Annotated in this window: 15 protein-coding genes and 1 tRNA gene; 3 read left to right on the forward strand and 13 right to left on the reverse strand. The window is 58.5% G+C overall.

What is annotated here, in order from left to right; genetic code table 11:
• Positions 1–4: 4 nt before the first annotated feature.
• From ACP7EE_RS22605 to rpsU, 7 genes are all read right to left on the reverse strand, one after another.
• Positions 5–1,687: a flavin monoamine oxidase family protein gene (locus ACP7EE_RS22605; protein WP_426236883.1), complete on the reverse strand. Its 1,683-nt coding sequence runs from the start codon at positions 1,685–1,687 to the stop codon at positions 5–7.
• Positions 1,688–1,833: 146 nt separating this feature from the next.
• A complete protein-coding gene (locus ACP7EE_RS22610) occupies positions 1,834–2,295 on the reverse strand; it encodes an Lrp/AsnC family transcriptional regulator (RefSeq protein ID WP_426205650.1) in 462 nt (153 codons plus the stop codon).
• 59 nt (positions 2,296–2,354) lie between these two features.
• A tRNA-Ile gene (locus tag ACP7EE_RS22615) sits at positions 2,355–2,431 on the reverse strand.
• Between the two features lie 15 nt (positions 2,432–2,446).
• Positions 2,447–6,193, reverse strand: coding sequence for a bifunctional diguanylate cyclase/phosphodiesterase (locus tag ACP7EE_RS22620; RefSeq protein WP_426236884.1), 3,747 nt, complete (start codon positions 6,191–6,193; stop codon positions 2,447–2,449).
• A 124-nt stretch (positions 6,194–6,317) separates the two neighbouring features.
• Positions 6,318–8,162, reverse strand: a complete 1,845-nt coding sequence (gene rpoD, locus ACP7EE_RS22625) for an RNA polymerase sigma factor RpoD (protein WP_420647218.1) — start codon at positions 8,160–8,162, stop codon at positions 6,318–6,320.
• 67 nt (positions 8,163–8,229) lie between these two features.
• A complete protein-coding gene (gene dnaG / locus ACP7EE_RS22630) occupies positions 8,230–10,203 on the reverse strand; it encodes a DNA primase (protein WP_426236887.1) in 1,974 nt (657 codons plus the stop codon).
• 483 nt (positions 10,204–10,686) lie between these two features.
• Entirely contained in the window at positions 10,687–10,902 is a 216-nt protein-coding gene (gene rpsU / locus ACP7EE_RS22635; RefSeq protein WP_002551877.1) for a 30S ribosomal protein S21, read from the reverse strand.
• 202 nt (positions 10,903–11,104) lie between these two features.
• On the opposite strand from rpsU, the gene tsaD reads away from it, so the two are divergent.
• Positions 11,105–12,130 carry a tRNA (adenosine(37)-N6)-threonylcarbamoyltransferase complex transferase subunit TsaD gene (gene tsaD / locus ACP7EE_RS22640; RefSeq protein ID WP_420647216.1) on the forward strand — a complete coding sequence of 342 codons (1,026 nt, stop codon included), beginning with the start codon at positions 11,105–11,107 and terminating at the stop codon, positions 12,128–12,130.
• A 23-nt stretch (positions 12,131–12,153) separates the two neighbouring features.
• On the opposite strand, the gene plsY is transcribed toward tsaD, so the two are convergent.
• On the reverse strand, positions 12,154–12,723 hold the full coding sequence (gene plsY / locus ACP7EE_RS22645; RefSeq protein WP_426236888.1) for a glycerol-3-phosphate 1-O-acyltransferase PlsY: 570 nt from the start codon (positions 12,721–12,723) through the stop codon (positions 12,154–12,156).
• A gap of 74 nt (positions 12,724–12,797) precedes the next feature.
• Between plsY and folB the strand changes: the two genes are divergently transcribed.
• On the forward strand, positions 12,798–13,154 hold the full coding sequence (gene folB, locus ACP7EE_RS22650) for a dihydroneopterin aldolase (RefSeq protein WP_426205645.1): 357 nt from the start codon (positions 12,798–12,800) through the stop codon (positions 13,152–13,154).
• A complete protein-coding gene (folK, locus tag ACP7EE_RS22655; RefSeq protein WP_420647213.1) occupies positions 13,145–13,660 on the forward strand; it encodes a 2-amino-4-hydroxy-6-hydroxymethyldihydropteridine diphosphokinase in 516 nt (171 codons plus the stop codon). The genes folB and folK overlap by 10 nt, the downstream gene beginning before the upstream one ends.
• Before the next feature lie 37 nt (positions 13,661–13,697).
• On the opposite strand, the gene ACP7EE_RS22660 is transcribed toward folK, so the two are convergent.
• The 5 genes from ACP7EE_RS22660 to glpE form a co-directional block, all read right to left on the reverse strand.
• On the reverse strand, positions 13,698–14,921 hold the full coding sequence (locus tag ACP7EE_RS22660) for a multifunctional CCA addition/repair protein (protein WP_426236890.1): 1,224 nt from the start codon (positions 14,919–14,921) through the stop codon (positions 13,698–13,700).
• 63 nt (positions 14,922–14,984) lie between these two features.
• Positions 14,985–16,556, reverse strand: a complete 1,572-nt coding sequence (locus tag ACP7EE_RS22665) for a SpoVR family protein (RefSeq protein WP_420647211.1) — start codon at positions 16,554–16,556, stop codon at positions 14,985–14,987.
• Entirely contained in the window at positions 16,553–17,824 is a 1,272-nt protein-coding gene (locus ACP7EE_RS22670) for a YeaH/YhbH family protein (protein ID WP_420647210.1), read from the reverse strand. Before ACP7EE_RS22670 ends, ACP7EE_RS22665 begins: the two co-directional genes overlap by 4 nt.
• Positions 17,825–17,944: 120 nt before the next feature.
• A complete protein-coding gene (locus ACP7EE_RS22675; protein ID WP_420647209.1) occupies positions 17,945–19,867 on the reverse strand; it encodes a PrkA family serine protein kinase in 1,923 nt (640 codons plus the stop codon).
• A gap of 296 nt (positions 19,868–20,163) precedes the next feature.
• Positions 20,164–20,493: a thiosulfate sulfurtransferase GlpE gene (gene glpE / locus ACP7EE_RS22680; protein WP_426205642.1), complete on the reverse strand. Its 330-nt coding sequence runs from the start codon at positions 20,491–20,493 to the stop codon at positions 20,164–20,166.
• Positions 20,494–20,517: the final 24 nt, after the last annotated feature.

Raw genomic sequence — 20,517 nt, forward strand, 5'->3', positions numbered from 1 at the left:
CCTCTTACTCGGGCAGGGCGATAGGGCCAATGTTTTTGAACACATCACCCGGGCCCGGGTTCGCTTTATGTGTCGAACCGCCGAAATGCTTCATGATCCCCCACACTGCATTGAGTGAAGTCTGCACCGCGCCTTCGACCCATGCCGGTGTCCACGAAACGTCGTCGCCGGCGATGAAAATCCCGCGCTGCTCGGCAGGCATCTCGTCCTGCATGAAGTGCGCGTACATGCGCTGGTTATAGCGATAGTGGCCGGGCAGGGCGCCTTTGAAGGCGCCGAGGAAGTGCGGATCGGCTTCCCACGAGACGGTGATCGGGTCGCCGATGATCCGTGCCGCGATGTCGACTTTCGGATAGATCTTCTTCAGCGCGTTCAACGCCAGCTCCACGCGTTTTTCCACCGGATGCGGAAGCATTTTCAGCGCATCGCTCATCCACGAGTAAGACAGGCAGATCACGCCCGGTTTGTCGTCGCCATTGTCGAACAGGTAAGTGCCGCGGGTCAGGCGATCAGTGAGGGTCATGCTCATCAGGTCGCGGCCGGTTTCCGGGTCCTTGTCCTTCCAGAACGGCCGGTCGACCATCACGAAGGTCTTCGACGACTGCATATAACGGGTGCGGTCGAGGGCCATCCACATTTTTTGCGAGAACAGAGTTTCGTCGCATTCGATCTGCGTGGTCAGCAGCCAGCTCTGGCACGTGGTCAGCACGGCGGCATATTCACGGGTGTCACCATTGTTGTCGGTAACGGCGAAACGGCCATCGGGGGCGTGGGCAATTTTCTTCACCCCGGAGCGCGGCGCACCACGGTGCAGCGACTTGAGGCTGGTGCCTTCTGGCCAATGTACGCAGCGCTCTGGCACATGACGCCAGATGCCTTGCGGGACTTGTTCGACGCCGCCGACCACCAAGTGCTGATGATCGTCGCAGTTGGTCATCACCACGCGGAAGATTTCCAGCATCGAGTTGGGGAAGTCCGAATCCCAGCCGCCGGTACCGAAACCGACCTGGCCAAACACTTCGCGATGATGGAACGACAGCTTGGCGAAGGCTTCGGAGGTCGCAACGAAGTCGTAGAACGTGCGGTCGTCCCACAGCGGGACGAGGGTGTTCCACAGCTCTTTCAGGCGTGGCACGTCGCGGTCGCGGATCGCTTGCTGAATATCCGAGAACTGCGAGCCGGCTTCCAGTGCGTCGGCCCAGGCGTCAGCTACTTCCTGGAACAGTGCAGGAAGATCCGCCAGTTTCTGTGCGTAATGGGTTTTGCCTTCCAGGTCGATCACGGTGCTACCCGACGCCGGCGTCAACGGGTTTGGGAAGGGCTTGGTCTCGAGACCGAGTTTGTCGACGTAGTGATAGAACGCTGTGGACGACACCGGAAAACGCATGCCGCCGAGCTCGGCAACGATGCCGTCGGTGCCGTTGAAGGCTTGCGAGCGCAGACGCCCACCAAGCTTCGAAGCTTCGTAAACCACAGGCTTCAAGCCAAGTTTCATCAGCTCATAAGCCGCCACCAGACCGGCAATGCCCGCGCCGACAATCGCCACTTCGGCGCCGTGATTGTGTTCAGGAATGCTGCCGAGACCGGCCGGGTGTTCAATCCAGTCGTCAAACCCGAAAGGGAAATCCGGGCCGAAAATGGTCACCGGTTTTTTACCGTCTGCAGGATGGCGATTATTCTTGTTCATGGCTGACCTTGCTGGCGACCCGACGCGGAATGCGCGTCTGAGTATAGGAAAAGATGCCAGCCATTCTAGGAAGCGTAGAACACGTTAATAAGACGCAATGTGTCGTCTATTTGTCGGTTTGCGCTGCAATTTGACGATCGATCTGGTCAGACTGGCTGTCCGCGATCAATTTTGCTGCTGAGGATGATCGAGGTAGTGGTCTTCTCCACCCCATCAACGGTGCCGATCTGATCCAGCAGTTGATCCAGCTGCTCCGGCGAATCGGTGCGCAACCACGCCACATAATCAAACTCGCCACTCACCGCACACAGCTGCTGCACCTGTGCCATCGCACTGAGCCGGCGCAGCACTTCCTTGCCGGAGCGCGGCTGCACCTTGATCCCGACATACGCCTGCAACCCGCCATCGACCACCCGCTGGCCAAGACGCACGCCATAACCAGTGATGACCTTGGCTTTTTCCAGACGTGCCAGCCGCGAGGTGACAGTGGTGCGAGCGATCCCCAACTGCCGCGCAAGCATCGCCACGCTCTCGCGGGCATTGATCTGCAGGGCAGCGATCAACTGACGGTCGATTTCATCAAGCACGGGTGGGCGGATGTCGGGCAAGGGGCGGCTCCAGGCGGAACGCAGATATGAAAAAGCCGCGCAATGCGCGGCTTTCAATTTGGTGGGCCCACACGGATTTGAACCGTGGACCAAAGGATTATGAGTCCTCTGCTCTAACCAACTGAGCTATAGGCCCTCAGTAGGCCGCGGATTATAGCGATGGTTTCTCGGCTGTGCTATCCGAATAATCCGATACTGTAATGCGCAGAAACGTTGCGGCGAATTCTTCGGGGGGCAGGGGCAGGCTGACGATGTAGCCCTGGATCTGTTCGCAGCCTTCGGCGGCGAGGAATTGTTGCTGTGCCTGGGTTTCCACGCCTTCGGCAATCACGGTGAATTGCATGCTCCGGCCCAACGCGATGATGGCGCGCACAATCGCTGCATCGTGGGGGTCGTCGGGCAGTCCGCGGACGAACGACTGGTCGATCTTGAGGATGTCCAGCGGCAGGCGTTTGAGGTAACTGAGTGAAGAATAGCCAGTGCCAAAGTCGTCGATCGCCAGTTGCACGCCGAGGTGTTTGAGCTGATGCAGCACCGCCAGCGCCTCTTCGGCCTGGCTCATGATGAAGTTTTCGGTAATTTCCAGTTGCAGTAAATCCGGCCGCAGGCGGTTGTCCTTGAGCAGTTGTTCGATGCGCCCGAGCAGATTCGGCTGGCGCAGTTGCGCACCGGCGAGGTTTACCGAGAGCGGGCCGAGGGATTCGTAGACCTGGCCCCACTCGAACATTTGCCGACACGCAGTTTCGAGCACCCAATCGCCGATCTGCAGGATCATGCCGTTCTCTTCGGCGAGCGGGATAAAGTGCTCCGGCGGTACATCGCCGAAGGTCGGGTGACGCCAGCGAATCAACGCTTCGGCACCGACCAGGCTGTGGTCATCGAGACTGATTTTCGGTTGGTAATAGAGAAACAGTTCGTCGCGTTCAATGGCCCGGCGCAGCTCGTGTTCCAGTGCCACACGTTCGCTGGCCTGGGCGGTGAGGTCGCGGGTGTAGCTCTCGACCCGGTTGCGGCCTTTGGCTTTGGAGCGGTACATCGCCGCGTCGGCATTTTTCACCAGCGTGGCGACGTCACAGCCGTCGCGCGGATACAGGCTGGTGCCGATACTCGCGCTGATAAAGAACTCGTGCTCGCCCGCCTGGAACGGCGCGCCGAAGCAGTTCAGCAGTTTGGTGGCGATGTTGTCAGCGTCGCTGGCCTGCTGCAAACCGGGCAGCAGGATGATGAACTCGTCGCCGCCCAGCCGTGCGACGGTGTCGATGTCGCGCAGCTGCTCTTTGAGGCGCACGGCGATGCCTTTGAGCAGCAGGTCGCCGACCGGGTGGCCGAGGCTGTCATTGATGTGTTTGAAACGGTCGAGATCAAGGAACAACACGGCGCCCTGACCACCATTTTCCTGCTGGCTGTTCAGCGCCATCTGCAAACGGCTTTCGAACAGCGTGCGGTTCGGCAGGCCAGTCAGTGGGTCGTGATGGGCCTGATAGTCGAGTTTGGCCTGTGCGTGTTTGAGGCTGGAGATATCGGCAAATACCGCGACGAAGTGGGTGATGAATTTGTCGCGGTTGCGCACCGCGCTGATGGTCAGCCAGCTCGGGTACAGCTCGCCGTTCTTGCGCCGGTTGGAAATCTCGCCTTGCCAGTGACCTTCGTCGGTCAATTGATGCCACATCGCAGCGTAGAAGGCGCTGTCGTGCAGCCCGGAGGCAAGCAGTCGCGGGGTGTGGCCGAGTGCTTCGCTTTCGCTGTAGCCGGTGATTTCAGTGAACGCGCGATTGACCGCGCTGATGTGCTGTTGCGTGTCGGTGATCAACACGCCCTCGGCAGTGCTTTCAAAAACGGTTGCGGCCTGTTGCAGTTTTTCCTGCATCAAGTGTCGTTCGGTGATGTCGCGGGCGATGGTCAGCATGCAGTCTTCATCGCCGATCGGCAGCGGCCGCGCAGACACCTCGCACAGGCGAATCTGCCCGTCACTGCGGCGAATGTGGCAGGTGAAGTCGCGCACGAAACCGTCGCGGTGCAGCAGGTCGAGCATCTGTTTGCGCTCATTGAGATTGACCCAGATCCCTAGATCCAGCGCCGAGCGATCCACCGACATGGCGCTGTTGAAGCCGGTAATGCGGCTAAACCCTTCATTGACCTCCAGCAGCAGCCCATCGCGCTGGCGCGACAGCAGCAAACCGTCGGGCGAGGCGTGGAACGCCTTGGCGAACTTCTCTTCGGAGGTTTGCAGCTGCTGCTGGGTTTCCTTGAGCGGCGTGATGTCGCGCACCACCACGACCAGTGCCGGCGTAGTGTCGAGATCAAACGGCTCGGCGGAAATCAGCCCGGTGAACAACTGGCCATTGTTGCGGCGAAAGGGCATTTCCAGATTGCGGATGCTGCCAGCCTGCAAGCGCTGCAACAGCCCCGGACCGACGCCGGGAATGCCCCAGATATTCAGATTGGTGGCGGTCTCGCCGATTACATCCTCGGCTTTGAGGCCGATCTGTTCTTCGAAGGCCTTGTTGACCTCCAGCAGACAACCGTCGGACAGCCGCGCGATCACCAGAATGTCCGGGCATTGCTGGAACACCGAGGCGAACTTCTGTTCGGACAAGCGCAGGGCTTCCTCGGTGCGCTTGGTTTCGCTGATGTCGATCATCAGGCCGCGCATCACCGGCTCGTGGCCGTGCTCGATCAAGCTGACAATGTCGCGTACCCACAAGCAGCGGCCGTCGGCGGTGATCACGCGGTAATCGAGGCTGTGATCGCGCCCGGCCAGCACTTCGTGATCGCAGAAACTCTGGGCGCGGGTCAGATCCGCCGGGTGAATGATGTTGCGCCAGAAGCCCGGGATCAGCCAATGCGACAGTGGATATCCGAGCAACTCCTCAGCGTGAGGTGACACATAGCTGTAGGTGAAATCGCTGATGCGCGCTTCCCAGGCAATGGCCGACAGACTCTCCACCAGCCCGCGATAGTGGTATTCGCTGCTGCGCAGTTCCTGTTCGAGGTCGATGCGCCGGGCGATTTCCGAACTCAGGCGACGGTTGATGCGGATTACCACCGCCAGGATGATCATCAGCAGCAACAGGCCCGGCAAGCCGTATACCAACAGATCAGACCAGAATGTCCGATGATCGAGGACGTTGCCCACCCAGTGTTCCTGAATGCTGCTGATTTCCTCCGGCGACATGTCGGCCAGAATTTTGTCGAGAATCCCCACCAACATCTTGTTCTCGCGTGGCACGCCCATCGCCAGTTGATAGCGATATGGGGTTTCGCCGCTGACATACAGCCCATCGAGCTTGAGCTGGCGCAGGCTCCAGACGCTGGAGGCCAGATCGCCGACCACTGCATCGACTTCGTCGGTGGCCAGCGCCTGCAATGCCGAGCTGACATTGGGCATGGCCACCAGATTCAGGTCGGGATGGTGGGTGCGCAGCAGTTCATGTGGCGCGTAGTTCTCGACCACGGCGATCTTCAGGCCGTACAGGTCTTCGATCTTGCGCGGTTGTGGGCCGCCGACATGGGCGAGGATGACAATCGGGAAATCCAGATAAGGGCGGGTAAAGGACAAGTAGTTCTGGCGTTCAGGGGTGGACATGATTCCCGGAAGCAGGTCGATCTGGCCCTTCTTGACCTGTTCCAGCACCACCGTCCAGCTTACCGGTTCTATTGGCGTGAGCTTGATCGCCAGGCGCTGGCGAATCACGTCGATATAGTCCGCCGCCAAACCCTGATAGCGGTTCTGGTCGTCGCGAAACTCGAAGGGCGGCCACGATGCGTCGACACCCAGGCGCAAGTCCGGGTGGGCCGTCAGCCAGCTACGTTCTTCGTCGGTCAGAGTCAGCGCGCCAGCCGTTGCGGTCCAGGTCATCAGCGACAGCAAAAAAAGCACGGTCGGCAGTCTGGGCATAACGGTCTCGTTATGGCTCGGGGGAATGTTTCGAGTGTAGACGGGGTATGCACGGGGAGGGGGTTGCGAGGGATTTAATCTGCCACATAAACAAAACCCCCGGCCTGGGCCGGGGGTTCTGGTATCACTCGTCGAGGAAGGAGCGCAGATGCTCGCTTCGCGTCGGGTGGCGCAGCTTGCGCAGCGCCTTGGCTTCGATCTGACGGATCCGCTCACGCGTTACGTCAAACTGTTTGCCCACTTCTTCGAGTGTGTGGTCGGTGTTCATGTCGATACCGAAACGCATGCGCAGTACCTTGGCTTCACGGGCAGTGAGGCCGGACAGTACGTCGCGAGTCGCTTCTTTAAGGCTCTCGACAGTGGCGACATCGATTGGCGACTGCATGGTCGAGTCTTCGATGAAGTCACCCAGATGAGAGTCTTCGTCATCACCGATCGGGGTTTCCATGGAGATCGGCTCTTTAGCGATCTTCAATACCTTGCGGATCTTGTCCTCAGGCATTTCCATGCGTTCGCCCAGCTCTTCCGGGGTCGGTTCGCGACCCATTTCCTGCAACATCTGCCGGGAAATGCGGTTGAGCTTGTTGATCGTCTCGATCATGTGCACCGGAATACGGATGGTGCGGGCCTGGTCGGCGATCGAGCGAGTGATCGCCTGACGGATCCACCAGGTGGCATAAGTCGAGAACTTGTAACCACGACGGTATTCGAACTTGTCTACCGCTTTCATCAAGCCAATGTTGCCTTCCTGGATCAGATCGAGGAATTGCAGGCCACGGTTGGTGTACTTCTTGGCGATCGAGATCACCAGACGCAAGTTGGCTTCAACCATCTCTTTCTTCGCGCGGCGGGCCTTGGCCTCGCCGATCGACATGCGACGGTTGATGTCCTTGATTTCAGCGATGGTCAAACCGGTTTCGGTTTGCAGCGCGATCAGCTTTTGCTGGCAACGAACGATGTCAGGTTGCACGCGACCAATGGCTTCGGCGTATTTGCTCTTGCCTTTGGCCAGGCCGTCGGACCAGCTTTCGTCGACTTCGTTGCCCGGGAACTGGCGCAGGAAATCGGTACGCGGCATACGTGCATCACGTACACACAGCTGCATGATCGCGCGCTCTTGCTGACGCAGACGATCCAAGGCACTGCGAACACGCTCGACCAGGCCTTCGAATTGCTTCGGCACCAGTTTGATCGGCATGAACAGTTCGGCCAGCAGCGCCAACTCGGCAGTCGTTGCCTTGTTGTTGCGACCGTTCTTCTTCAGCGCCTTGCGGGCAACTTCCATCTGATCGGCGACAGCGCCAAAGCGCTGTGCAGCGATAACCGGGTCCGGACCGCTTTCGGCTTCTTCTTCGTCATCGGAAGATTCGGCGTCGTCCTCTTCGGTGTCGTCGTCGGCCTTCGCGGCTTTCGCCTCGACTGGCGGCGGCACTTCAGCAGGCGGCGCGATACCGTCGTCCGGGTCGATATAACCGCTCAGGACGTCAGAGAGGCGGCCACCTTCGGTGGTTACGCGGGTGTACTCGGAGAGTATGTGGTCAACCGTGCCTGGGAAGTGCGCAATTGCGCCCATCACTTCACGGATGCCCTCTTCGATACGCTTGGCGATTTCGATTTCGCCTTCGCGTGTCAGAAGCTCGACCGTACCCATTTCACGCATATACATGCGCACAGGGTCAGTGGTACGACCGATATCGGTCTCCACTGCTGCCAACGCGGCTGCTGCTTCTTCTGCAGCTGCCTCGTCGGTGTCGGCGTCGGCCAGCATAAGGGAATCCTTATCTGGCGCAGCCTCGAATACGTTGATCCCCATGTCATTAATCATGCGGATGATGTCTTCCACCTGTTCCGGATCTGAAATATCCTCCGGCAGGTGGTCATTGACCTCTGCGTAAGTCAGGTAACCCTGCTCACGACCTAATGTGATCAACTCTTTGATACGAGACTGCTGTTGCGCTTTTCCGGACATAACACCCTATCCACTGAAGGTCTTGGCGGGCAAAAAACAAGCCGAGGATTATACCTGAGCTATGACCTCACGCGCCAGTTGAGGTCGGGTTTGATGCGGAAACACTATTTTTTAAAAGGTCGCGCATCTGATTTGCTATCTGCATTTTTTGTTCCGCGGTCAATCCTGGGTCGTTCGCTTTTCTGATGAGATCGTCCAGGGTTTGTGTGTGTTGGCCGGCAGATAACCTAGTAATGGTGTCTAAAAACTGTTGTTCAAGGTTATTGCCGTCAATCAGCCATTCCTTTTCCGCTAGCGCCTTGAGCAGACGTCCCTGATCGGTACCGTGCCAGCGTGCCATCAGCTGAATTGAGTTTAGCTTAGGATTTTTCTGTAACGCCTCGATCAGTGCCACCAGCAACTGCGCGTAGGTGTTGGCCTCGTTCGCAAAGTGATTGGCGCTGTCCACCCTGGCCGCCATGTGCGGGTGGTGAATCAGAGTGCGAATCGCCGTGAACATTGGGGCTTCAACGCCGATCTTGGTGCGAGGAGGATGTTGCTGATCGCCCCCGCGCTTGCCGTTTTTGTCCCAGGGCTTCTTGTCCCATTTCTTGCCGCCGGCGCCGGGTTTCTTTGGCGTCCATTCCTGCTGCGGCGCGTACATGTCTTGCGCCTGCGGCTGATGGTAGTCGCTGTAATCCGGCATTGCGTCGTAATCGATGCCTGGATCGTAAGCGGGCGGCGCATGCTGTGGCGCGCTCTGGGCCAGCTGGCTGACGGTTTCACTGCTCAATCCGGTGATCTCGGTCAGGCGCTGGCGCATCAGAATACGCAGGTTGGCGCCGGGCACCTTGTCGATCAGCGGTGCTGCCAGCGTCGCCATGTGCGCCTTGCCTTCGAGCGAGCGCGGGTCGGCTTCTTCGGTCAATTGCTGGAAGAAATAATCTGCCAGCGGCTGCGCATGCTGGTTGATCCGCGCACGGAATGCGTCGGTGCCCTCGGAGCGCACCAGTGTGTCCGGATCTTCGCCTTCGGGCAGAAACAGAAAGCGCGCACGGCGCCCGTCCTGCAGGCTCGGCAGTGTTGCCTCCAGCGCGCGCCAGGCGGCGTTGCGGCCCGCTTGGTCGCCGTCGAAGCAAAACAATACGTTCGGCACTACGCGGAACAGGCGTTTCAGGTGTTCTTCGCTGGTAGCGGTACCCAGCGTTGCGACGGCATTGCGCAGGCCTTGCTGGGCCAGGGCGATAACGTCCATATAACCTTCGACGACAATGATTTCGTCGAGGTTGCGATTGTTCTTGCGTGCTTCATAGAGGCCATAGAGTTCCTGACCTTTATGGAATACCGGAGTTTCCGGCGAGTTCAGGTACTTCGGCTTGTCGTCGCCGAGGACGCGACCACCGAAGGCAATGATCCGACCCCGGGAATCGCGGATCGGGAACATCACGCGATCGCGAAAGCGGTCATAGCGTTTGCCGGTTTCGGCGTTTTCGATCAGCAGGCCGGCGTCGACCATGGCTTTCTGCTGCAAGGTGTCGCTGCTCAGGTGCTTGAACAGATTGTCCCAGCCCGGCGGAGCGAAACCGAGACCGAAATCCCGCGCGATCTCGCCGGTCAGGCCGCGACCTTTCAAATAATCCACGGCAGCTTTGCGTGACGGATGGCTCTTGAGCGCCTGTCGGTAAAAATCAGCGGCCGCGGTCAGTAACGGGTACAGCGGCGAATCAGTCGGCTGTCGCGGTTTGTGCGCGCGACCACTTTCTTCGCGTGGAATCTCCATGCCGGCAGCTTTCGCCAGATCTTCGATTGCCTGAGGGAAATCCAGGTTGTCGTGATCCATGAGAAAGCCGAGGGCGTTGCCGCCCGCGCCGCAGCCGAAGCAGTAATAGAACTGCTTGTCGGGGCTGACGCTGAACGATGGAGTTTTCTCTTTGTGAAACGGGCAGCAGGCGGTGTAGTTCTTACCGGCTTTTTTCAGCTGCACACGCGAGCTGACCACGTCGACGATGTCGGTGCGGTTCAGAAGGTCGTCAATGAAGCTCTGGGGAATTAGCCCGGCCATGGCGTTCTCGTCGTCTGCGCTGCAATAAGTCCGATGCGAAAGGCGAGCGGACACGGTAGCTTGCGTGAAGCGCGCAAAAGCTGCGGCTCGACCGGTGTCGGTTGCGTAATCGCTGTCGGGAAGTGTATCTGCCGAAAATCCACTGACGTTAATGCCGATCAGTTTTCGACTGTTTGAAAGTATTGCGCTGAATCCGCTGTTGGCCAGTGTGTGGCCCCGGATAGCTCATAAAGCGGGCACGCAAACAGGTGCCTTGGGCTGATCGTCGTAAGAGGAATCAGTGGGTGTGCTCGTCAGTAGCCTTGAAAGACTCGTCAGAAAAGACGTGCACCGCTGGCAAAAAAGCCAGGTCTGACGTGGTGAAGCAGATTTGTCTCGGTCGCGTGTGCGGCGTCGACGATGAAGCATCAAGCGATATCCGCAAATGCCAATAGCCCGGCTGAGGGCCGGGCTTGGCAGAAGCTTGCTACGATCGTCTGTGTATTAGTACAGACGAACGGCGCGGCGCTGTTCGCGCTGAACTTTCTTGGCGTGACGCTTAACAGCGGCTGCTGCTTTACGCTTACGCTCAGAAGTTGGCTTCTCGTAAAATTCGCGGCTACGAACTTCAGCCAGTACACCGGCTTTTTCGCAGGAGCGCTTGAAACGACGCAGAGCTACGTCGAAGGGTTCGTTCTCTTTAACTTTGACGGCTGGCATCCAGAGCTACCTTCTTTCATTACCGGGATCAACGTTCTCGTCGCAAAAAATTCGCGGCTGAGGTCGTCGGTTTTTAAGGGTTGCGGATGTTAACCCCTCATTGACCGGAATGCAAAGCCTCTGATCGAAAACCGCTGGTCGGGGCACCACTCGAGGACTATTATGCGCGCCTTCGAAGTCAGCCTAAACAAGGCGCAAACCCATGCTAGTACTGGGATTAGAAACCTCCTGCGACGAAACCGGTGTCGCTTTATACGATAGTGAGCGCGGTCTGCTGGCCGATGCACTATTCAGCCAGATCGACCTGCATCGCGCCTATGGTGGCGTGGTGCCGGAGCTGGCCTCGCGAGATCACGTCAAGCGCATGTTGCCCTTGATCCGGCAGGTGCTGGCCGAGGCCGACTGCGTGCCGACCGAGATCGACGCCATCGCCTACACCGCGGGTCCTGGCCTGGTTGGCGCGTTGCTGGTGGGTGCTTCCTGCGCTCAAGCGCTGGCGTTTGCCTGGGGCATTCCAGCGCTCGGCGTGCATCACATGGAAGGCCATTTGCTGGCGCCAATGCTCGAGCCAAAACCGCCGGAATTCCCGTTCGTCGCTTTGTTGGTCTCCGGTGGTCATACACAGCTGGTGCAGGTCGATGGCATCGGCCAATACACCCTGCTCGGTGAGACCCTGGATGACGCAGCGGGCGAAGCGTTCGACAAGACCGCGAAGATGATGGGCCTCAATTATCCGGGCGGGCCGGAAATCGCCAAGCTGGCGGAGCAGGGCGTTGCCGGACGTTTCACCTTCCCGCGTCCGATGTGCGATCGCCCAGGTCTGGAATTCAGCTTCAGTGGCCTGAAAACCTCTGCTCTGAACACTTGGCAGCAATGTGTCAGCGCCGGGGACGACGGTGAGCAAGCCCGTTGCGACATCGCTCTGGCGTTCCAGCAGGCCGTGGTGGAGACTTTGACCATCAAGTGCAAGCGTGCCCTCAAGCAGGCTGGCATGAAGCGTCTGGTGATCGCTGGCGGAGTCAGCGCCAACAAGGCTCTGCGGGTTTCGCTGGAAAAAATGCTCGGCGGCATGCACGGCGAGGTGTTTTACGCCCGTCCGGAGTTCTGCACCGACAATGGCGCGATGATCGCGTTTGCCGGTTGCCAGCGCTTGCAGGCCGGTCAGCAGGAAAGCCTGGCGATCAGCGTGCAGGCGCGCTGGCCGATGGAGCAGTTGTCGCCGCTGTGATGAGCGGGGCGCATGGGCGGTATTTAAAAATGCCGTTCGCGCCCGGCAAACAGGTCGCGTAGATTGCCGCGGTGGCGCCAGACGATCAGCAGCGTGAGCGCGCTCATCGGCAACAGCGCCGCAGGCTCCTGCCACGCAAATAGCGGCAGGGTCAGTGGCGTAGCGATGAGTGCTGCCAGCGAGCTGGTGCGTGTCAGGTAAAACGTCAGCAGCCAGGCGCACACGGCGAGCAGCGCGGCGGGCGGATACAGGCCCAGCAGCATGCCGGCCGCCGTGGCGACGCCTTTGCCACCGCGAAAGCGGAAGTACAACGGGAACAGGTGACCGATCACGGCGCACGCGCCGATCCACGCCTGATCCTGCAGCGACAGGCCGATTGCCGAAGCGAGCAGCACCGGCAGCAGGCCTTTGCACAGATCACCGAGCAGGGTCAGGATGGCGAGTTTGCGGCCGACCAGGCGCAGCATGTTGGTGGCGCCGGCATTGCCCGAGCCACTCATTCGCGGATCCGGGTTTCCGGTCAGGCGGCTGAGCAAAATGGCGAAGGACAGCGAGCCGAGCAGGTAGGCGAGAATCGCCAGTGACCAAAACATGCTAACTATTCCGGGCGAGGACGCCCTGATTCTAACGGCGCATCGCGCCCTTGTCGTGCAACGGAGAAAAAGGCTTGGACAGAGTGTTTATCGAGGGCCTGGAAGTCGACACCGTGATCGGTGCCTACGACTGGGAACGCGGCATCCGACAGTGCCTGCGTCTTGATCTGAGCTTCGCTTGGGATAATCGCCCGGCCGCAGCCGGTGACGACCTGACCCTGGCGCTCGACTACGCCAGTGTATCCGCACGGATTCAGGCCTTTGCCGAGCAGGCGCAGTTTCAACTGGTCGAGACGTTCGCCGAGCGCCTGGTCGAAGTGCTGATGAGCGAATTCAAGATCACTTGGGTGCGACTCAAGCTGACCAAGCCTGGTGCAGTGCCTGCCGCCAAGGGCGGTGTGGGCGTGGAGATCGAGCGCGGATGTCGCTGACTCAGGTCTACCTCGGGCTCGGTAGCAATATCGAGCGCGAAACTCATTTGCGGGCAGGTCTTGATGCATTGGCGACGTTTCTGGTGGATATCCGCTGTTCGGCGGTATTCGAGAGTCAGCCAGTGGGGATCAAGAGCGGTCCGTTCTTCAACTTCGTGGTGTCGGCGTTTACCGACCTGCCGTTGATGGAACTGGACCGCCGCTTGAAATTCATTGAGGCGGATAACGGCCGTTATGCGCCGGATCGCAAGGGTTTGCCGCTGGATATCGATGTACTGCTGTATGGCGATCTGGCGGGCAACTTCGACGGATTGCTCCTGCCGCGTGCAGAAATTCTGAAGAACGCCTTTGTGCTGTGGCCGTTGTCGCTGATTGCGCCGGATCGAGTACACCCGGGCGTGGGAAAAAGCTTCGCAACGTTGTGGGCCGAAGCGCAGATCGATCAGGTGCTGGCGCCGGTAGCGTTCGAGTGGCGCGGCGAGCAATTGACCCCGGCAAACATTTAAAACAACAGCTCGCAGCCTGCGAGCTTTTGATCTTGCCTCATGCGCGCTCTTTGTAAGCCTTCAAAGCCTTGAGCCGTTCACGCTTGAGCGCTTCGCCCAACTCCGGGCCTTTAAAACCCTTCTCCAGCAACGGCTGCACCGCCACGCCACGTGCAGCATTCGCCGCGCCACGCAGATAATCCGCCTGTGGATAACTGCGCTGCTCCAGTCCTTTACGTCCCCGAGCATCCATCTCACAGGCGACAATAAACTCCTCAAACCGCTGGGGTCGGCGATAAACGTCAAAGCTCTGCAGCAACTCCAGCAAAGTCGAAGCTTTCAGCTCCAGGGCGCGATGGCCATGGGTGTGATACTGACCAACCAGTAGTGCCAATTCCTGGCAGTCTTTCGGCGCTTTGAAGCGTTCGTTGACTGCTTTGATCAGCTTCAGGCCTGTGTGCTCATGCGCGATATGCCGTGGCCAGTGTTCTTCCGGCGTCAGACCTTTACCGAGGTCGTGCAGTAAGCAGGCCCAGCGCACTGTCAGCGGTTGTTTATGCAGCGCCGATTGCTCGAGCACGCTCAACGTGTGAATCCCGCTATCGATTTCCGGATGATGGATTTCCGGTTGTGGCACGCCGAACAACGCGTCGACCTCTGGCATCAGCACTTTCAGCGCGCCGCAGTCGCGCAACACCTGAATGAATACCTGCGGCTGATCTTCCATCAGTGCTCGGGAAATTTCCTTCCAGCTACGCTCAGCGGTCAGCGCCTCAAGCTCACCGGATTCGCTCAGCTCGCGCATCAGCTCAAGCGTCTCGGGCGCGACGGTAAATCCCAGTCCTGCATAACGAGCAGCGAACCGCGCAACACGCAACACTCGCAGGGGATCTTCGGCGAACGCCGGAGAAACGTGACGCAATACCCGATCATCCAGATCGCGTTGGCCATGATAGGGGTCGGTCAGATTCTGCTGATCATCCTCGGCCATGGCGTTGATGGTCAGGTCGCGGCGGATCAGGTCTTCTTCGAGGGTGACTTCGGGGCTGGCGTGAAAAGTGAACCCGCCATAACCGCGACCGCTTTTGCGCTCGGTGCGGGCAAGGGCATATTCCTCGCCGGTTTTCGGATGAAGGAACACCGGAAAATCCGCTCCCACCGGACGAAAGCCTTTAGCGAGCATCTCGTCCGCCGTGGCGCCGACCACAACCCAGTCGATATCGGTGACCGGTTTGCCCAGCAGGCGATCGCGGACCGCGCCGCCGACTTTATAAATCTGCATAAAAAACCTCCGTAAGCCCGACAGGATAACCCTTGCATCGGATTTGCGGAGGCCGGAACCGGATCAAAGATGAATTACGGCCAGGTCGAGTCGGCCGTAATCGCCTTCGCCGTGTTCACTGCGCGGTGGAACGTGGTGGGTTTTCATGATCTGGTCGCCTTGCAGGGTTTCCAGATGAATATCGAAGCCCCACAACCGGTGCAGGTGTTTGAGTACTTCCTCGGTGGATTCGCCCAGCGGTTTGCGGTCATGTTGCTGGTGGCGCAGGGTCAGCGAACGATCACCGCGGCGGTCGATGCTGTAGATCTGCACGTTGGGTTCGCGATTGCCGAGGTTGTATTGCGCTGCCAGGGTTTCACGAATGATCCGGTAACCGGGCTCGTCATGAATCGCTGGCACCAACAGGTCATCCTTCTGGTCGTCATCGAGAATGCTGAACAGCTTCAGGTCGCGGATCACTTTGGGTGACAGGTACTGCAGGATGAAACTCTCATCCTTGAAGCTGCTCATGGCGAACTTGATGCTCGACAACCAGTCGGAACCGGCCAGATCCGGGAACCAGTGGCGATCCTCATCGGTAGGTTCTTCGCACATGCGCCGAATGTCGCGGTACATGGCAAAACCCAGTGCGTACGGATTGATGCCGTTATAGTACGGGCTGTCGAAGCCAGGCTGAAACACCACGCTGGTGTGCGAGGTGAGGAACTCCATCATGAAGCCATCAGTGACCAGGCCTTCGTCGTACAGGTCGTTCATCAACGTGTAATGCCAGAACGTTGCCCAGCCTTCGTTCATCACCTGAGTCTGGCGTTGCGGGTAGAAATACTGAGCGATCTTGCGCACGATGCGCACGATCTCGCGTTGCCACGGCTCCAGCAGCGGTGCGTGCTTCTCGATGAAATACAGGATGTTTTCCTGCGGCTCGGCCGGGAAGCGGGCGTTGTCCTTGTCGCTGTATTTGTCCGCGCCTTTGGGGATCGTGCGCCACAGGTCGTTGATCTGTTTCTGCAGGTGTTCTTCGCGATCTTTTTGCCGGCGCCGTTCTTCTTCGGCGGAAATCGGATACGGACGTTTGTAGCGGTCGACTCCGTAGTTCATCAAGGCATGGCAGGAGTCGAGCAAGTCCTCCACCGCATCGATGCCGTGGCGTTCCTCGCATTGCATGATGTATTGCTTGGCGAACACCAGGTAATCGATGATCGAACTGGCGTCAGTCCAGGTGCGAAACAGGTAGTTGCCCTTGAAGAAGCTGTTATGGCCATAGCACGCGTGAGCCACCACCAGTGCCTGCATGCAAATGGTGTTCTCTTCCATCAAATAGGCGATGCACGGGTCCGAGTTGATCACAATCTCGTAGGCCAGCCCCATCTGTCCGCGACTGTAGGATTTTTCGGTGCTGAGGAAGTGTTTGCCGTAGGACCAATGGTGATAACCGAGCGGCATGCCGACTGATGCGTAGGCGTCCATCATCTGTTCGGCGGTAATCACTTCAATCTGGTTGGGATAAGTATCCAGCGCGTAGCCAGCCGCGATACGCGCGATTTCGCGGTCGTAGGCCTGGATCAGCTCGAACGTCCATTCAGAGCCGGTGGAAATCGGTTGGCGTTTCTGCTCTTTGGCGGTTTTGGCGGTCATGTCACTAACCTGCGCTGGAAGAGTTCACGGAAGACCGGATAGATATCCCCGGCCGAGACTAGTTGCTGCTGGGCAAAAGTGTCAGAAAAGGCTTCGGCTATGCGCTCGTATTCGTACCACAAGGCCTGATGTTCGCGCGGGGTGATCTCTACATAAGTGTAGTACTGCACAAACGGCATGATCTGGTTGATCAGGATGTCGCGGCAGATCGGCGAATCGTCATTCCAGTTGTCGCCATCGGAAGCCTGGGCGGCGTAGATGTTCCACTCGTTGCTCGAATAGCGTTCAGCCATGATCTCTTGCATCAGTTTCAGAGCGCTGGAAACAATGGTGCCGCCGGTTTCCCGCGAGTAGAAAAACTCCTCCTCGTCGACTTCCCGGGCGCTGGTGTGGTGGCGAATGAACACAACGTCGATCTTGTCGTAGTTCCGCTTGAGAAACAGGTAAAGCAGGATGAAGAAGCGCTTGGCGATGTCCTTGGTCGCCTGAGTCATCGAACCGGAAACGTCCATGAGGCAGAACATTACCGCTTTGGAGCTGGGGTTCGGCTGCTTGATCAGCAGGTTGTATTTCAGGTCGAACGTATCGAGGAACGGCACCCGATGGATGCGCGCGCTGAGCTTCTCGATTTCCGTTTCCAGCTCTTGAATGTCGCCGAAATTGTCCGGTTCTTCGCGTTTCAGCCGAGCCAGTTCTTCTTTCGCTTCACGCAATTTTTTGCGGCTGCTGCCGGACAATGCAATGCGTCGCGCATGCGCCGAGCGCAACGTGCGGATGATATTGATCCGGGATGGGTTGCCCTCGTTGCTGATGCCGGCGCGTACGGTCTTGAAGGTGTCTGTGCCGGTGAGATTGCGTTTCACCAGATTCGGTAGTTCGAGGTCTTCGAACATGAATTCGAGGAATTCTTCCTGGGTGATCTGGAAGACGAACTCGTCCATGCCTTCGCCGGAATTGCCGGCCTTGCCCGGACCGCGCCCACCACCGCCTCCCGGTGGACGGGCGATGTGTTCCCCGGCGGTAAATTCCTTGTTGCCCGGATGAACAACTGTCTGTTTGCCTCCGCGCCCGTGATGAAGCACCGGTTCGTCGATGTCGCGACCGGGAATGCTGATCTGTTCACCGTGCTCCATGTCGGTAATGGAGCGGCGGCTGACCGCCTCTTCGACAGCCTTCTTGATGTGGTCACGATAGCGTCGCAAAAAGCGCTGACGGTTCACCGTGCTCTTGTTCTTGCCATTCAGACGTCGGTCGATCACATAGCTCATGGGTGGCCCTCCGGGCAGCTTCAAGTTGTGAGCCGCAAGCTGCAAGTAGAAGCCGTTACCCGTAAACCGGGGTTCGCGCGCGTTCTTCTTGCCGCTTGCAGCCGGTAGCTTGCTGCTGCCTCACTGCGACTTCCGGACCCGTAGGTACCACTCGGAAAGAAGCCGTACCTGTTTGTCGGTGTAGCCACGTTCGACCATTCGTGTGACGAAGTCGTTGTGCTTTTGCTGATCCTCTTTGCTGGCCTTGGCATTGAAGCTGATGACCGGCAGCAGATCCTCGGTGTTCGAGAACATTTTCTTCTCGATGACCACCCGCAGTTTTTCGTAGCTGAGCCAGGTCGGGTTTTTGCCGTTGTTGTTGGCCCGGGCGCGCAACACGAAGTTGACGATCTCGTTGCGGAAATCCTTCGGATTGCTGATGCCGGCCGGTTTTTCGATCTTCTCCAGTTCCTCGTTGAGCGCGACGCGGTTGAGAATCTCGCCGGTTTCCGGATCGCGGTATTCCTGATCCTGAATCCAGAAGTCTGCGTACAGCACGTAGCGGTCGAAGATGTTCTGACCGTATTCGCTGTAGGACTCGAGGTAAGCGGTCTGGATCTCCTTGCCGATGAATTCGATATAGCGCGGGGCCAGGTATTCCTTGAGGAATCGCAGATAGCGCTCGCGAGTCTCAGCCTGGAACTGCTCTTGCTCGATTTGCTGCTCCAGCACATACAGCAGGTGCACCGGATTGGCGGCGATTTCATGCGGATCGAAGTTGAACACCTTGGACAGAATCTTGAAGGCGAAGCGCGTTGACAGGCCATTCATGCCTTCGTCAACGCCCGCCGAGTCGCGGTATTCCTGAATCGACTTGGCCTTCGGATCGGTGTCTTTGAGGTTTTCGCCGTCGTACACGCGCATCTTCGAGTAGATGTTGGAGTTTTCCGGCTCTTTGAGGCGCGAAAGCACGGTGAACTGCGCGAGCATTTTCAGGGTGTCAGGCGCGCAATGCGCTTTGGCCAGCGAGCTGTTGAACAGCAACTTGTCGTAGATTTTTACCTCGTCGCTGACGCGCAGGCAGTACGGCACTTTGACGATGTAAATCCGGTCGATGAACGCTTCGTTGTTCTTGTTGTTGCGGAAGGTGTGCCACTCCGATTCGTTGGAGTGGGCCAGCAGGATCCCGGTGAACGGAATCGCGCCCAGACCTTCTGTACTGTTGTAGTTGCCTTCCTGAGTCGCAGTCAGCAGTGGGTGCAGCACCTTGATCGGTGCCTTGAACATTTCGACGAATTCCATCAGGCCCTGGTTGGCCCGGCACAGCGCGCCCGAATAGCTGTAAGCGTCGGCGTCGTTCTGTGGATATTCTTCGAGTTTGCGGATATCGACCTTGCCCACCAGCGCCGAGATGTCCTGGTTGTTTTCATCACCCGGTTCGGTCTTGGCGACGGCGATCTGATTGAGGATCGACGGGTACAGCTTGACCACGCGGAACTGGCTGATGTCGCCGCCGAATTCGGCCAGGCGTTTGGTCGCCCATGGCGACATGATGGTGTTCAGGTAGCGTTTCGGAATGCCGAAGTCTTCCTCGAGGATCGCGCCATCTTCAGTGGCGTTGAACAGACCCAGAGGCGATTCGAAGACCGGCGAACCCTTGATCGCGTAGAACGGCACTTTCTCGATCAGCTGTTTGAGCTTCTCGGCCAGCGACGACTTACCGCCACCGACGGGACCGAGCAGATAGAGGATCTGTTTCTTTTCTTCCAGGCCCTGAGCAGCATGGCGGAAATACGACACGATCTGGTCGATGCATTCTTCCATCCCGTGGAAGTCTTCAAAGGCCGGATAGCGACGGATCACCTTGTTGGAAAAGATTCGCGACAGCCTCGAGTTGGTCGAGGTGTCGAGGAGCTCCGGTTCACCGATGGCCAGCAACAGACGCTCGGCGGCAGAAACGTAGGCGCTCCGGTCTTTTTTGCACAGCTCCAGGTACTCCTGCAGCGAGAGTTCTTCCTGGCGTGTGGACTCGAAGCGTTGTTGGAAGTGGCTAAAGATACTCATGACGTCACCTCGCTCGATACGTGGAGCCGACGCCGGATCACTCAGTCGATGCTGGCAACAGTCGTTTTTGACGACAGTTGTTTACCCCCCAGAACTCTTTCGAAGCAGACAACCCCGAAAGCTACTCCCGATGACCCGCGCGCCGGTGTACCGGCTCTCCCCTGATTTGGATGGCCTGGGCTTAAGGATAGTTGGGAATTCGGGAGGTAAAGGCGAGATACGTAATTAGTTGTGGCAGACCGTTCGTCTGCCACCGCCAAGCCCGCAGGAGCCGGGGCTTGGGCGTGACAAAAAAATTATTCGGACGTGCCTTGCGCCGTTTCCGCCGGATAAGTCGTACGCCACAGTTCAAAACCGCCGTCCATGCTGTAGACGTCAGAGAAGCCTTGGCTGATCAGGTAAGCGGCGGCGCCCTGGCTCGAATTACCGTGGTAGCAGACGACCACGGTCGGTGCGTCGAGGTCGGCAGCCTGGATGAAGGCGTGCAGGGAATGATTGTCCAGATGCTTCGAGCCGCTGATGTGCAGCGCAGCAAAAGTAGCGGGATCGCGGACGTCGACCACCACGGCGCCTTGCTCGCGCAGAGTCTGGGCCTGTTCTGGGGGAATACGTTTGAATTCGCTCATGGCGGGTTCCTGTGGCTCGGCTGA

This window comes from Pseudomonas sp. TWP3-2 (assembly GCF_049897765.1).
Classification (GTDB): Bacteria; Pseudomonadota; Gammaproteobacteria; order Pseudomonadales; family Pseudomonadaceae; genus Aquipseudomonas.

Coding starts and splice junctions, on each gene's coding strand:
- folK (WP_420647213.1), top strand. CDS start 13,145: ATGTCGCTGACTCAGGTCTACCTCGGGCTCGGTAGCAATATCGAGCGC.
- ACP7EE_RS22670 (WP_420647210.1), bottom strand. CDS start 17,824: ATGAGCTATGTGATCGACCGACGTCTGAATGGCAAGAACAAGAGCACG.
- dnaG (WP_426236887.1), bottom strand. CDS start 10,203: ATGGCCGGGCTAATTCCCCAGAGCTTCATTGACGACCTTCTGAACCGC.
- glpE (WP_426205642.1), bottom strand. CDS start 20,493: ATGAGCGAATTCAAACGTATTCCCCCAGAACAGGCCCAGACTCTGCGC.
- plsY (WP_426236888.1), bottom strand. CDS start 12,723: ATGTTTTGGTCACTGGCGATTCTCGCCTACCTGCTCGGCTCGCTGTCC.
- ACP7EE_RS22665 (WP_420647211.1), bottom strand. CDS start 16,556: ATGACCGCCAAAACCGCCAAAGAGCAGAAACGCCAACCGATTTCCACC.
- rpsU (WP_002551877.1), bottom strand. CDS start 10,902: ATGCCAGCCGTCAAAGTTAAAGAGAACGAACCCTTCGACGTAGCTCTG.
- rpoD (WP_420647218.1), bottom strand. CDS start 8,162: ATGTCCGGAAAAGCGCAACAGCAGTCTCGTATCAAAGAGTTGATCACA.
- tsaD (WP_420647216.1), top strand. CDS start 11,105: ATGCTAGTACTGGGATTAGAAACCTCCTGCGACGAAACCGGTGTCGCT.
- ACP7EE_RS22675 (WP_420647209.1), bottom strand. CDS start 19,867: ATGAGTATCTTTAGCCACTTCCAACAACGCTTCGAGTCCACACGCCAG.
- ACP7EE_RS22620 (WP_426236884.1), bottom strand. CDS start 6,193: ATGCCCAGACTGCCGACCGTGCTTTTTTTGCTGTCGCTGATGACCTGG.
- ACP7EE_RS22660 (WP_426236890.1), bottom strand. CDS start 14,921: ATGCAGATTTATAAAGTCGGCGGCGCGGTCCGCGATCGCCTGCTGGGC.
- ACP7EE_RS22605 (WP_426236883.1), bottom strand. CDS start 1,687: ATGAACAAGAATAATCGCCATCCTGCAGACGGTAAAAAACCGGTGACC.